12 protein-coding genes are annotated in these 13,109 nt (G+C 47.5%); 6 read left to right on the forward strand and 6 right to left on the reverse strand.

The window, feature by feature from the left end; all coding sequences use genetic code 11:
* Positions 1-28 precede the first annotated feature (28 nt).
* Complete coding sequence (locus tag OCV29_RS04710; RefSeq protein ID WP_084193399.1) at positions 29-1,042, forward strand: ribonuclease T2 family protein; 1,014 nt, start codon at positions 29-31, stop codon at positions 1,040-1,042.
* 100 nt (positions 1,043-1,142) lie between these two features.
* Here OCV29_RS04710 and nfi read toward each other — a convergent pair whose 3' ends face one another.
* From nfi to dbpA, 3 genes are all read right to left on the reverse strand, one after another.
* On the reverse strand, positions 1,143-1,826 hold the full coding sequence (nfi, locus tag OCV29_RS04715) for a deoxyribonuclease V (protein WP_073604646.1): 684 nt from the start codon (positions 1,824-1,826) through the stop codon (positions 1,143-1,145).
* Between the two features lie 3 nt (positions 1,827-1,829).
* Complete coding sequence (locus OCV29_RS04720) at positions 1,830-3,212, reverse strand: hypothetical protein (protein WP_073604647.1); 1,383 nt, start codon at positions 3,210-3,212, stop codon at positions 1,830-1,832.
* Positions 3,213-3,437: 225 nt separating this feature from the next.
* On the reverse strand, positions 3,438-4,826 hold the full coding sequence (gene dbpA / locus OCV29_RS04725) for an ATP-dependent RNA helicase DbpA (protein WP_073604734.1): 1,389 nt from the start codon (positions 4,824-4,826) through the stop codon (positions 3,438-3,440).
* A gap of 194 nt (positions 4,827-5,020) precedes the next feature.
* Between dbpA and OCV29_RS04730 the strand changes: the two genes are divergently transcribed.
* Positions 5,021-5,572 carry a hypothetical protein gene (locus OCV29_RS04730; protein ID WP_073604648.1) on the forward strand — a complete coding sequence of 184 codons (552 nt, stop codon included), beginning with the start codon at positions 5,021-5,023 and terminating at the stop codon, positions 5,570-5,572.
* An 18-nt stretch (positions 5,573-5,590) separates the two neighbouring features.
* Here the strand turns inward: OCV29_RS04730 and OCV29_RS04735 are convergent, their stop codons facing one another.
* Together OCV29_RS04735 and OCV29_RS04740 are read right to left on the reverse strand one after the other, a co-directional pair.
* Entirely contained in the window at positions 5,591-7,012 is a 1,422-nt protein-coding gene (locus OCV29_RS04735; RefSeq protein WP_073604649.1) for a sensor histidine kinase, read from the reverse strand.
* Complete coding sequence (locus OCV29_RS04740) at positions 7,009-7,686, reverse strand: response regulator transcription factor (protein ID WP_073604735.1); 678 nt, start codon at positions 7,684-7,686, stop codon at positions 7,009-7,011. The genes OCV29_RS04735 and OCV29_RS04740 overlap by 4 nt, the downstream gene beginning before the upstream one ends.
* A 220-nt stretch (positions 7,687-7,906) precedes the next feature.
* Here OCV29_RS04740 and OCV29_RS04745 point away from each other — a divergent pair, with 220 nt between their 5' ends.
* Entirely contained in the window at positions 7,907-8,833 is a 927-nt protein-coding gene (locus tag OCV29_RS04745) for a D-2-hydroxyacid dehydrogenase (RefSeq protein ID WP_073604650.1), read from the forward strand.
* 178 nt (positions 8,834-9,011) lie between these two features.
* Here OCV29_RS04745 and OCV29_RS04750 read toward each other — a convergent pair whose 3' ends face one another.
* Positions 9,012-10,139, reverse strand: a complete 1,128-nt coding sequence (locus OCV29_RS04750) for an ROK family transcriptional regulator (protein ID WP_073604651.1) — start codon at positions 10,137-10,139, stop codon at positions 9,012-9,014.
* Positions 10,140-10,327: 188 nt separating this feature from the next.
* Between OCV29_RS04750 and OCV29_RS04755 the strand changes: the two genes are divergently transcribed.
* The 3 genes from OCV29_RS04755 to OCV29_RS04765 are packed head-to-tail and all read left to right on the forward strand — an operon-like array spanning position 10,328 to position 13,085.
* Positions 10,328-11,389: an ABC transporter ATP-binding protein gene (locus OCV29_RS04755; protein ID WP_261887371.1), complete on the forward strand. Its 1,062-nt coding sequence runs from the start codon at positions 10,328-10,330 to the stop codon at positions 11,387-11,389.
* Entirely contained in the window at positions 11,386-12,264 is an 879-nt protein-coding gene (locus tag OCV29_RS04760) for an ABC transporter permease (protein WP_073604653.1), read from the forward strand. Before OCV29_RS04755 ends, OCV29_RS04760 begins: the two co-directional genes overlap by 4 nt.
* Positions 12,261-13,085, forward strand: coding sequence for an ABC transporter permease (locus OCV29_RS04765; RefSeq protein WP_073604654.1), 825 nt, complete (start codon positions 12,261-12,263; stop codon positions 13,083-13,085). Before OCV29_RS04760 ends, OCV29_RS04765 begins: the two co-directional genes overlap by 4 nt.
* Positions 13,086-13,109: the final 24 nt, after the last annotated feature.

Consider the following 13,109-nt stretch of genomic DNA (forward strand, 5'->3'; position numbering starts at 1 on the left):
ACACATACTTATACAGGAAATATGTTAAATGAAACTAAAAACTCTGTTGGCTGTTTTTTCTGCCCTGACACTGTTTTTCGGTGTTGTCGGGCAGTGTTCCGCGGTAGCTTTCTCTGGTACTTTTTATGCCAGTCAGGCATGTCCCGCTTATCAATCAAAAAATAAGAAGACCAATCCCGGGAATATTTATCTGGTTTCCGGTCAGTCTTATCAGATTCAGGAAGCAAATAAAAGCAATGCCACCTGGTACCGGGTGGTGGTTGAGAATGCCAACCCGCAGTTGCGTTGGGTCTCTGTCAGTTGTGGTGAGGTAAAAGATGGTGATTCTTCTTCATCTGGCAGCTCAGATTCATCGGGCAGTTCGGGTTCTGGCAGCTGTTCAACCGCGGGTCAGGAAGACAGTTATGTTTTTGCCCTTAGCTGGCAGCCTGCTTTCTGTGAAACACATACGTCAAAGCCTGAATGTAAGGTCACTGATTCCAGCGCTTATCAGGCCGGAAACTTTACCCTGCATGGTTTGTGGCCGAATAAAGCCTCTTGTGGCACAAGCTACGGATTCTGTGGCAGCTATTCTCACTCGGTGAGTCCTTTCTGCAGTTATGATGCGGTTCCGATGTCATCATCGACGCTGGCATTACTGGGACAATATATGCCAAGTGCAGCCTATGGTTCTTGCTTGCAACGCCATGAATGGTACAAGCACGGTACCTGCCAGACGCAAAGAAACGCGGATGAATATTTTAAAACGGCGATTCGCCTGCAAAAAGAATTTAACCAGAATGTCGCTTATTTCATGCGGGATCACCTCGGTGAATCTGTCTCCACGCAAGACTTTTTTGATGTCGTGGATCAGGCGTTTTTTGATGGTGCGCACAAACGGTTACAGATTTCATGTAAGAACAGCAAATTAGTGGATGTCTATATTAATTTGCCGAAGCAACTGGATGAAAATGCTTCCCTTGAAAGCTTAATGATGGATGCCGATCCGAAGTTTTCTAACAAATGTGGCAGCAGCTTCACTGTGGATGAAATCGGCTTTTAATCCCTCCGCCCTGACGGATAAAAAAGAAGGCGGTTTTTCCGCCTTCTTTTTGTGAATATATCGGTGAAACCCTAGAGCGTGCTCTAGTTCAATCCGGGTTTTATTTATTTCCCAGTGCTTTTCTTAAGGTATTGACCAGATGATCGGCCTGCCGGGTTGTTTCGGGCAGACGATATTTTGGTGCAGCTTTCAGGACCCATTTACAGGCGGTTTCCAGAGAGATTTTGTGCCCGACAGAGACATAAACAGGATTGATATTTGTCTGGGTTCTCAGCACACAGCCGATGACTTCATTCTGATCAATCAGCGGTGCAGAAGCGCCTCTCTCCGGCGCTGGCTGTTCATGCTCTCCTGTCAGGCGGGTTTTACCGCAACCAATGGTAGGAACATCAAACAGCATACCCAGATGGCACGCCAGTCCGAATCGTCTTGGATGAGCAAGGCCCTGACCATCGCAGAGTATCAGATCCGGTGTTTGTTGTACTTTTTCAAAGGCTTTGAGTAGTGGCGGGAGTTCCCTGAATGAGAATAAACCCGGAATATACGGAAAATGAACTTCATCCTCCGCCGTTTGGGTTTCGATGACTTCAAGGGTGTCTGCATCAAGGATCACCACCGCAGCCACAAGCCGATCACCAGAATCAGGATAAGCTACATCAACCCCGGCAATATAGTTTACCGTACGGAGCTGGTCGGTTTTGATCACCTGTGCTGCCAGCTGTTGCTGTAATGTCAGGGCTTCTGTTTCAGATAAATTCCACGGATGTTTGAGGATGGGTTTCATGATTTATTCCCCGGCCACAAGATGATTGACAATCGCTGTTGAACCCTGGCAGCTTTCAATGGTGTACTGGCTGGGTATCCCTTGTTTGGACTGGCGGTAAACATGCTTCAGTAAGTGAATATACTCGTCAACGGAGACAGAGAGTAACGCAGGGCTGATTGCAATATGATTTGAATGACAGCGGTTGTATGTATCCAATGTGATTTTATTGACCGGAACCAGCTGTTTTTTCTCTCCGTAGATGATCGAACCCCGTTCAGGCGTTCCATTTATCAGAGCTTTAAATGTATTGGCAGTGCTGGTTTTTAGTTCTGTGTTCAGGAGTGTTTTTAATGCGTTGCCTTCGTATCTGTGTCTTCCGTAAGCAAAAAATTTCAAATGTGGCATTTTTTTGATAACAGCAAGGGGCAGGGGTTGTTTTTTAGTCACACTGAGTTGCTCCAGATCGAGCTTCAGTAAAGGAGAGTAATCCGTTGCCTGTTCATGCTCGAAGTACACTTTTTTGAGTCCTTTCATCGTACCTATATTTGAAATATCACGAATATAGCGTTCACTGAAGGGGCCAAATTCTTTGCGATAATATAAAGCCAGCGTTGCAATATGACGGTTATGAATCTCAGGTAATTGATCCGACCCCATTTGCCGGATAGAGAGCGTTTTCAGTGAGGTCAGTTGATCGAGTGCTGTCACATCCGAAAGTGCTGGTGTTGTCAGGTCCAAATACTCAAGATGGTGAAAATTTTCCAGTCCTTTCAATGTGGTCTGCACTTCAGAATCAATCGTCAGTTTTTTTATCTGAGCGTTCTGATTGATTTTGCTGAAATCCAGGCTTTCTTCTGAGCCACTCAGTTTTAATGTGTGAATGGCGTGATGCTGACCGAGTCCGGCTAAATCAATTTTTTCAGCATAAACAGAAACTTCTTTGATTCCCGGGCTGAGTTTTATGTGCCGGAAAGAAAATTGATTCATTCTGAGACGCAGATATTTCAGCTGTTCGGTTCCCTGAATGTTGATGTCTTTGAGTGGATACCTTGAAGCAATTCGTAACGATGTTAATTTTTTATACTTTTTTAGCGCAGAAATTGTCTGGTAGAAATGAAGCGGATTTTTGTTCAACAGCACAAGCTCCATTGACTCGACCGTATCATTTCCGGCATCAAGAGTGAGATCAATATCCCCGGCAGTGATCTCCAGATAGGACAGTGATTTGAATTCATTGACTGTTTTCAAATCAGCAGTGCTGTTTTCTTTCATTTTGATATCGATACTGTCACTGTCGGTATTGTATTTAAATCCGGATAATTCTTTCTGAGCGGTTTCTGCCTGAGCAAATGGCATCACAGCGAAAGATAAAAAAAGCAGGGAAACCAGCCTGAAATGACGCATATTCAATTCCTTTATTATTCAAATTAGTGATATGACGCAGGATGATATATGTATCCCCGGATGACCTCAAGATGCAAGTTTCAGTCAGATTTATCCGGTCGGTATGTCAATCGTGGATGGCTCACCGGAAGATGTAAAAGAGTTGCTGATTTTACTGTGATATTTACCGTGATAGGGGGGAAAGCGTCAGACAGATTCAGAAACCGGTCTGACGGCTATGGCGAGTTAAGACTTCAGCACACGGGCTCTGAACTGGCGGCCTTTGATCTTGTCTTGTTCGAGTTTTTTGGCAGCTTTTTTGGCGACATTTTTTTCAACTGCCACGTACGCCCGCATATCAAACAGATTAATTTTTCCGACCTGTTTACCCAAAATACCCTGTTTTCCGGTCAGTGCGCCGAGAATATCCCCCGCGCGCAGTTTTTGTTTCTTACCGCCGGAAATTTCAATGGTCGCCATCGGCGCAGTATATGCGGTTTCCGGTAATCCATCGCTTGAGGGCAACTGTGCAGGTTCGATGGGCAAGTTCATGTATTCATCGATTTGCGACACGCGAATCATTTCTTTGTCGCTGAACAGACTACAGGCAACGCCTTTGCTGCCTGCGCGCCCGGTCCGGCCAATCCGGTGCACGTGGACTTCCGGATCGCGCGAGAGCTGGAAATTGATCACCATATCCAGATCGGCGACATCCAGCCCGCGGGCTGCCACATCGGTCGCGACCAGAATAGAAATACTTTTATTGGCGAACTGAACCAGCGTTTGGGTGCGATCGCGTTGCTCAAGATCGCCGTGAATATCAATCACATCAAAACCGGCATTCCAGAGCAAATCCGCGACTGACTTGACCTCTCGTTTGGTGTTACAGAAAATCACCGCTGACTCAGGTTGATGATGAAGCAGCAGGGTTTTAGTGGCATCCAGCCGGGACTGTTCATCGGTGACCTTGTAGAAATATTGCCGGATTGAAGAGGATTCATGGGTTGATTCAACTTTCACCATCTCCGGATTGCGCATGATCCGCTGAGTGGTGGACTGAATTTGTGGCGGGAATGTCGCGCTGAACAGCAGCGTCTGACGTGCTGTCGGCGCAGCGTCGATAATGGCATCCAGCGCATCCTGAAAGCCCATTTCCAGCATCCGGTCGGCTTCATCCAGTACCAGTGTATTGAGCTCTTCGAGATGAATCCGGCCTTTGTTGAGGTGATCTAACACGCGTCCGGGAGTACCCACCAGAATATGCGCGCCATGCTCCAGGGAACCAATCTGTGGTCCCATTGGCATGCCGCCACACAAGGTCAGCACCTTGATATTGTGAATGGTCCGGGCCAGCGTACGGATTTCTTTTGCAACCTGATCAGCCAGTTCCCGCGTCGGGCAAAGTACTAAAGACTGAACCCGGAAACGCTTTACATTCAGGTTGTTCAGGACCGTCAGGCCAAATGCCACGGTTTTACCTGAACCGGTTTTTCCCTGTCCAATGACATCTTTGCCCTGCAACATCAGTGGCAGACTTTGCGCCTGAATCGGGGTCATGGCGGTATATCCCAGTGAGTCGATGTTCTGAAGTAACGCCGGGGACAGAGGAAGTGATGAAAATGGTTGCTGGCTCAAAAGAAAGTCCTGAGTGAAAGTCATGGGATTGATGGGGTGCACAATAGTCATTTCATGAACAGAATACAAGCCCGGTCTTTTCTTATCTATCTTAAGCCGGTCTTAAGCTTCTTTTTTTACACTATGCCGGATAAGAAGTGAATGGCATGGCAATAACCCGAGAGTAGATAGAGTAGATAAAGCTGAGTAATGTGATGCAAGTGAAATATATTTTATCCCTGCTGATGGCGGTGGTGCTTTTTGCGGGTACATTTTTTGTCTGGCAGTATGAGGCCGATCTGCATTATTTAAACCAGCAGATGGCATGGAAGGTCACTCATTTTTATCCCTTCAACAGTCAGATGCAGATTGCAAGAACGCATGATACCAACCAACTGGTATTAAGAAAGGTTGACCGAAAAAACCACATGGCTGTTTTTGTCAGCACCACAATTAATAACCGGTTTGATATTTTATTTCTGATAGAACAGGCCTGCACCAGTGGTCAGGCTTATCCGGCGATTATGAATACCCCCCAAAGTGAGCGGGTCAGTTTTCAGTGTGATCCGGAGCGTGGCGTGTTGTCATTCCGGCGGGTCTGGAAAAAGCCGGTATCGTTTCGCATGATAGTTAATCATCAGATTGTGAACTTTCAGCCGTCAGAGTGGGATTTTCCTTTGCTGAAAAAAGATCAGTTCATGCAGCTGCATGCCGGGTTTTATCAGCGGCAGAATGTGGCTAATGTGTATGAATGGCGGAGAGATTAAGCTCAGCGTTTAACTGAGTCACCGGTCAAGAGGTTCTGTCAGTGATGCCGGGTGTGGGATCATCACAATCACACTGAAGTTCATATCGTTGTCCTGCCTGACAAACAATGAATAGCCATGCTTTTCGCATAATCTTTTAACAATGGTTAAGCCCAGTCCGTAGTGTTTGTCATTCTTTCTTGAAGTATCAAATTTGAACAGGGGATTGGTCAGATTATCAAGTGTTGCCTGATTATATTGATGCTGACTTTTGTTGCTGACGATCAGATACGTACCATGAGGGTAGCTGCGGATATCGACGCAGGGCCGGGTGTGCTGCTGTCTGTAATACAGTGCGTTGTCGAGCAGGTTTCTGAGTATCACTGAAAGTGCCGTTTTATCTGTAAAGAGGCTGGCGTTTTGTTTGCCTTCAAAAGACATCTTAATACGCAGATCATCACGGGTGATATTTTGTTTTTGCATCAGCATTGTCAGCAGCGGCCTGAGAGCAACATCCGTGTTGTCTGAGCTGGTTTGAGAATCAATTTGCTGGAGTGATAGCAGTCCGTTGACCAGGCTTTTCATTTCACTCGAGATAGTCAGGATGTCCCGGCTGTAAGTCGCGGCAATCCGCGGGTCGTCCGGAAATTTTTCATACACCTCCGTGAGTGTGATGAGCTCTGATATCGGTGTTTTCAGCTCATGGGCAATATCACTGGTGATCCTTTTTTCATTATTCATTAAATCACGGTTATGTGAAATGTAGCGATTAACAGACTGATATATCGGGGATATTTCTTCAACATCATGTTCTGAAAGAGACAGGAGCCGGGATGGTTCTGCGGTGGTTCTGATGATCTCATCATTGAGCGCCGATAGGGGTGCAAGGCCTTTGACAACTATATGTCTGGCCACGATTCTGGTCAGGAATAGTGTGAGAATAAAACTCACAATTAAAGCGGTATCGATGGTGTAAAGCACGCGGTTGAGTTTGGCTTCTGAGTTATACACCGTCAGATAATATTCAGTATGCGCCCTGCCGGGGACCGTGAATCTGGAAAAAATCGCGACGCCCCGTTCTCCATCCGGCAGGTCAACATGATCCATGGCCGAGGTATTGAGCCCGATTTTTTGTCGGATCAGGTTGATATCCGGCAGATGACGCATATTCGGCGACTTTTCGACGACACGCCCATTGACCCACACCTGATAATAGATATTGTTGATTTGCTCTGCGTTGAGGATGTCATTTCCGGTAATCAACATTTTTTCAGGGTGGTTGACTGAAATGATGGATTTTAAAATATAGGACTGACTCTGAATTTCGTTGGTGAACTGATTTTCTGCCCAATCATCCATGTTGACATCAATCAGAATAAAAAGAATCGACAGAATGACAGCCAGTGACAGCGAAATCAGATTCATTAATCTGGACTGAATCGATTTTTTTCTGCCAGTCATGATGCATTCTCCAAAATATACCCATGACCTCTTTTGTGGATCAGCGGTAATTCACCGCCAAATTGTTTAATCTTTTTTCTGATCGAAGAGATGTGGACGTGAATGGTATTTTTGGAGACGTAATCAAAATTTCCGGCTAAAGCCGACGTGAGTGTTTCGAGGCTGACAATTGTATTGTTTCTTCTGAACAGCAGTTCAATGATTTTATATTCGGATAAGGTCAGTTTAATTTCCTGTTGCCGATATCTGAATTCACGGGTGACCAGATCCAGGCTGAAATCCTGCAAGGTGATACAATCCTGATACCGGAGGTCGCCTTCCCGGCGGAGTAAGGCCAGCACCCGTGCATGGAGTTCATCAAACACAAAAGGCTTGGCAAGATAATCATCGGCACCGGAGAGTAATCCCCTGACCTTATCATCCGTTTCATTTTTTGCCGATAAGATAATGATTTTTACATTGTTATTTTGCTTTCTTAATGTTTCTAAGATATTGAGTCCGTCAATGCCGGGCAGCATGATATCCAGAATGATCAAATCATATTGGTTATGCATGGCAATATTGAGGCCGGTGCAGCCGTCGGCAGCCTCTTCGACGGTAAACCCAAGGTGGCTTAGTCCGACCGAGATGCTTCTTCTGAGAGTGTCAGAGTCTTCAATCAGTAAAATATTCATCCGGGACATTTCACGCTTTAATTTGATGGGATTAAGCTGATTTTGATTGAAACCCGCCTGTGTTTCAATAGGTGCCTGGTATCGGTATCGTTATCCTGTATTCCTTTGTGTGGATATATGACTCATCAGGCATCTCGGGTATATTGCGTTATCATCATATACAGTATGATGATAACGCAATGTTGCATGCATAAAAAATGAACAGGGAGACGTCACACGAATGAGTCATTCAGGACATTTATATTATATTTTGACCCACAATAACGACCGGTACCGTGACTTATTGAAGTCTTACCCGCTGGATGGTTTCACCGAAACGCAGGATCGCAGTCAGGCCACAGTTTTACTTGCTTCCCCGCCAATGGCAGCCAAATGTCTGGATGATTTTCCCAAACTGGAGTGGCTGCAATCCATCTATGCCGGGGTGGACGCATTAATAGCACCGGAATTACGCAAAGGCTATCAGCTGACCAATATTAAAGGGATTTTTGGTCAGCTGATTTCTGAATATGTGCTGGGATTTTTGACCAGCCATCACCGTCATTTGGTTTACTATAAATATCAACAGCGCAAGCAACAGTGGAAGCCGTGCCGGTATCGCTCTCTGGCCGGGCAGACGATGGTGATTCTTGGCACCGGATCGATTGGCAGCCACCTGAGTCAGGTTGCCTCTGCATTTGGTATTCATACCATTGGCATCAACCGCAGCGGGATTCCGCCAAAGCAAAGTCCCTTTGAGCAGATTTTTCATGTCAATGAAGTCAGGATGGCGCTGTCGAAAGCTCAGATTGTGGTGAATACACTGCCTGCCACTGCAGAAACAGAGAAACTGCTGAACCGGGAATTGCTGAGTTATTGTAATCAGGCGATTTTGTTTAATGTTGGCCGGGGTCAGACGCTTGATGAAGATGCCCTGATTCCGGCTATCGAAGCGAACTATATTCAGCATGCGTATCTGGATGTCTTCTGTAAAGAACCGTTAGCGGACGGCCACCCATTCTGGCAGCATCCGGGAATCACGGTGACGCCGCATATCGCAGCCGTCAGCTTTCCGGAGCAGGTCGCAGAGGAATTTGTTGCCAATTGTCAGCGCTGGCAGGATGGTTTTTCATTATTCAACCGGGTGGATTTTGAAAAAGGGTATTAAAGGCGTTTTTTGGCGCTGTGCAGCACACAAGCGCCGTTCCTGATGACCCGGCAATATCTCTGGTGCGGACTCATTGTGATTTGTGGCGCTGAAGCAGGACTCTGAGTCGATATCGCTATTGAATGCCGGTACGTGGAATGTCGAAACGTAAGATGTCGAAATGTAAGCATCATCCTGTTCAGTGGCGGAAAAACGTATCTCTGAGCGGAAAAAGTGCAGCACCGAATAAACAGGGATCGTTGCTGATTTCGCTGACAAATATTTCCGGACGAACCGAAATATCATGCTGGCGGGTTGTATCGTGCCGCTCAACCGAGGCCAGTAACAATTCTCCCAGTGCTGGGGGAAGTTCCCCTCCCAAAACTATGGCGCCGGGGTCAATGACACCGCGCAGCGTATTGATGGCCCGGAACAAATAAGGTGTGACGTCTTCAACCCACGAGGCCACACCCGGCCAGCCGGGGGAAAAATGCTGGCGGAGTTCCGAAAGAGAATGGATCATGATGTCGTGTTGCGCCAGTCGCTTGATGAGTTCATTCAGGGCCGGGCGCATGGGCATCTCTTCCCGGGTATAAATACGCCCGATTTCACCCGCGTTACCAAAGGTGCCAAAGAAAGGTTCCCCGTGAATCACAATCCCGGCGCCAAAACCATAATTGAATGATAAATAACCAAAGGTGTCATGCCTTAATCCGGCACCAAATAACGATTCGCCAATCGCGCCGGTGGTGGCGTTATTGAGGATCCATGCCGGATAATTCAGGATGGTTTCCAGTTCCTGTAACAGATCGGTTTCCTGCCAGTCGGAGAGTGGCGGGGAAGGCTTCATAAAGCCTTTTTTCCCGGTGAAATATCCGGGAACCGATAAGCCGATGCCGACAATTTTTCCCTGTATCCGGGGATAAATTTCTCTCCATTGAGCGAGTTGATCTTTAAGCCAGTTGAGTGTTTGAGTCCGGTCTGCCGGGGGAAAAGGCGCGCTGGTTTTTGTCAGCGGTGTGCCGCAAAAATCAAGCAGCATGATCTGAATCGTATCCGTATTTAAGGAAACGCCGACACTGAAACAGGCATCCGGATTCAGGCAGATGCCGGGGCTGGGTTTCCCGCGGCCCTGACTGACCAGTTCACCCAGCACAATAAAATCTGACTGAATTAATCCCTCCAGAAGCCGGTGGACCGACTGCTGGGTTAGGTTCGTTTTTGCAGCAATGGCAGAACGGGCAATTCCCGGTGCACACCGGACAATATTCAGCAGCATTCTTTCATTAGCGGAGAGTTTGAGTTTTTCTGACGTGGCTTGATTCATCTTTTTACGGCTATCCGTTCGCGACAGCATTTCAGCTTATTTGTTTTGATAAGTGCCAGTTTACAAGCTGAAATTCATTATTACAAATCAAGTGTAATAATGTTGAAATATTATTATTACACACTAAGTGTATTAATAAGGCGTACAGCAAATGCAAAGACGCGGATTGATACAGAAAGAGGAATGAAATGACAGAGGTAGTCATTGATAAACTGGGCGTCAGCTTCGGAGACTTTACTGCATTGCAGGAGATTTCTCTGGATATTCGCAGTGGTGAATTTATCACGCTGCTGGGGCCTTCAGGTTGCGGTAAAACGACGCTGTTAAAAACGATTGCCGGATTTGTGCCGGTCACATCCGGTGATATCCGGATGAATGGTCAGTGTGTTCACCGGTTGCCACCCGAGAAGCGGGATACAGCAATGTGTTTTCAGTCTTATGCTTTGTTTCCTCACCTGACTGTTGCAGAGAATCTGTTATTCGGACTCCGGCAGGCGAAAGTGTCTGTCGCTGAGCAAAAACAGCGTTTACAGGAGATTGCCGGGCAAATGTCTCTTGAAAGTCAGCTGAATAAACTGCCGGCTGAATTGTCCGGCGGGCAGCAGCAGCGTGTGGCGCTTGGCCGGGCACTGGCGAACCGGCCCGGCGTGATGCTGTTTGATGAGCCGTTGTCTAATCTGGATGCAAAGTTACGCGATTCTGTCCGGCTGGAGATTAGGAAATTACAGAAATCTCTGGGTTTTACGGCGATCTATGTCACCCATGATCAATCGGAAGCACTGGCAATGTCCGACCGGATGGTGGTGATGAATCAGGGAAGGATTCAGCAAACGGGCGCGCCGGAGTCGGTGTACCACCGCCCGGTCAATCCGTTTGTCGCTGATTTTGTGGGCGGTGCGAATATCTTACCGGGTGAAGTGCTTGAACAGCAGGAAAATTATCGTTATCGGGTGCGGACTGCTTTGGGAGAGTTATGGGTACATTCTGAGCAGCCACCGGTCAGCCGGCATGCTCAAATCTGTTGGCGGCCCGAAAATATGCAGTTTGGCCATGCGGCTGAGAATCACCTGCAACTTCAGGTGACGACCAAAACGTTTCTGGGGAACCTGACGGATTTTATGCTCACGTCCGGCAAAGATGACCTGTCGGTTCGTATTCAGGTTCAGGGAACGCGTCAGGTGCAGGAAGGGCAGTCATACGCATTTCATATTCCTGCAACCGCCATCCACTTTTTGCAGGAGGACGCATGAAACTTTCTCCGAAGCTGTCCGGCCAAACCGCTCTGGCTTATTTGATGCTTCTGCCGGGACTGGGACTGATACTGGTTTTTATGGTTGTTATTGTCTCTTTGACGGTGGCGCAGTCACTGGGGTATTACAACTTTTCCGGGGAAAGCGGGCTGACGTTTCGTTACTGGCACCATTTGACTGAGAATGCTCAGCTGCACAACGCGCTGTTTTATTCGATGAAAATTGCGATGACCAGTGCATTGCTTTCTGTCGGGCTGGCCTATCCGCTGGCGCTTTGGCTGAGAAAGCCATTCTCTGGTTCATCATTCATTGCCGGTATTTTGAAAGCGCCGTTATTAGTGCATGGATTAGTCGCGGCATTTCTGTATGTGAATTTCATCTCTTTTAACGGGTTTTTAAACCTGAGTCTGGTTCATCTTGGTATCACGGAACGTCCGCTGCGGATGCAGAATGATGCAATGGGGATCGGGGTTATTATTCTTCAGGTCTGGAAACAGATGCCATTTGCTTTGTTGCTGCTTTCTGATGCGGTTAAAACCATTGGTGAAGACATTATCGATGCGGCGCGGGATTTAGGGGCGGGTCCGTGGCGGCGGTTCCGGTGCGTCATTTTACCGCTGACAGTGAGAGCATTACAGGCGGCGATGATCATCATCTTTATCGGCGCGGCCGGGGATTATTCTTTTCAGGTGATTGCCGGTCCAACACGGGTGAATTCTCTGGCTCAGCTCATGTACCGGTTGCAATCGGAGGCGGCGGATGGCTGGAATCAGGCTGCGACTGTGGCGGTGGTTCTGATGGCAGCTTCTCTGGCGGGTGCTTTATTGCTTGCTTTGCTGTCTCAGCAACTGATTCACAGAGGAGCGAGAAAATGAATCATCCATGGCTGAACCGGTGTGTGATGTGGGTTCTGATTGTGCTCTGTTTTCTCTGGCTGGTCATTCCGTTTGCGATGGCGGTGTTGTGGTCACTGGTTGACCCGCATCACGCATGGGCTTATCCCGATATGTTACCGCCTGTGTTGTCGTTTGAACGCTGGAAAATGGTCTGGACATCGACCTCCCTGCCGGACGCACTGATCAATAGCTATACGCTGGCACCGCTGGTGGCATGTCTGTGCATGACGCTGGCTTTCCCGACGGCTTGGGCTTTCGGACGATTTAATTTTCCCGGTAAGCAGGCTGCACAGTTGTTGACGCTGATTCCGCTGGTAATTCCGGGATTTGTGATTGGCATCTTTTTCTCTTCACTACTGTTGCAGCTGGGGTTGCACTCCCGGTTTACCGGTATTCTGGTCGGCCATACGGTTTTATTCATGCCCTATGCAATCCGGATTCTCTCGGTTTCGTTTGCTTTGGTCCGGCAGGATTTGATTGATGCCGCCCGCGATTTGGGTGCTTCGCCGCTGACCATGTTCCGCACGGCTTATCTGCCGGTGCTTAAGCCCGGATTTGTCGCCAGTTTTATCATCATTTTTATTATGAGTATCGAGGAGTTTGCACTGGCATTTATTATTGGTTCACCGGATTTTACAACGGTGCCAACCATTCTCTATTCCTATCTCGGATACAACTTTGTCCGGCCTAACGCTGCGGTTGTCTCCCTGATTCTTGTGATTCCGAATGTCCTTTTAATGCTCGTTGTTGAAAGGCTTCAGAAGAACAGAAATACAGTCGCCATTACCGGAAAAGGCTAATGGCACGATGAACAGCATCATTTT

The sequence above is a fragment of the Vibrio aerogenes genome, assembly GCF_024346755.1.
GTDB classification, from domain to species: domain Bacteria; phylum Pseudomonadota; class Gammaproteobacteria; order Enterobacterales; family Vibrionaceae; genus Vibrio; species Vibrio aerogenes.

Bases quoted from the DNA above. Each gene is read 5' to 3' on its own strand.
- OCV29_RS04710 (WP_084193399.1), top strand. From the start codon at position 29: ATGAAACTAAAAACTCTGTTGGCTGTTTTTTCTGCCCTGACACTGTTT.
- nfi (WP_073604646.1), bottom strand. From the start codon at position 1,826: ATGAAACCCATCCTCAAACATCCGTGGAATTTATCTGAAACAGAAGCC.
- OCV29_RS04720 (WP_073604647.1), bottom strand. From the start codon at position 3,212: ATGCGTCATTTCAGGCTGGTTTCCCTGCTTTTTTTATCTTTCGCTGTG.
- OCV29_RS04730 (WP_073604648.1), top strand. From the start codon at position 5,021: ATGCAAGTGAAATATATTTTATCCCTGCTGATGGCGGTGGTGCTTTTT.
- OCV29_RS04735 (WP_073604649.1), bottom strand. From the start codon at position 7,012: ATGACTGGCAGAAAAAAATCGATTCAGTCCAGATTAATGAATCTGATT.
- OCV29_RS04740 (WP_073604735.1), bottom strand. From the start codon at position 7,686: ATGAATATTTTACTGATTGAAGACTCTGACACTCTCAGAAGAAGCATC.
- OCV29_RS04745 (WP_073604650.1), top strand. From the start codon at position 7,907: ATGAGTCATTCAGGACATTTATATTATATTTTGACCCACAATAACGAC.
- OCV29_RS04750 (WP_073604651.1), bottom strand. From the start codon at position 10,139: ATGAATCAAGCCACGTCAGAAAAACTCAAACTCTCCGCTAATGAAAGA.
- OCV29_RS04755 (WP_261887371.1), top strand. From the start codon at position 10,328: ATGACAGAGGTAGTCATTGATAAACTGGGCGTCAGCTTCGGAGACTTT.
- OCV29_RS04760 (WP_073604653.1), top strand. From the start codon at position 11,386: ATGAAACTTTCTCCGAAGCTGTCCGGCCAAACCGCTCTGGCTTATTTG.
- OCV29_RS04765 (WP_073604654.1), top strand. From the start codon at position 12,261: ATGAATCATCCATGGCTGAACCGGTGTGTGATGTGGGTTCTGATTGTG.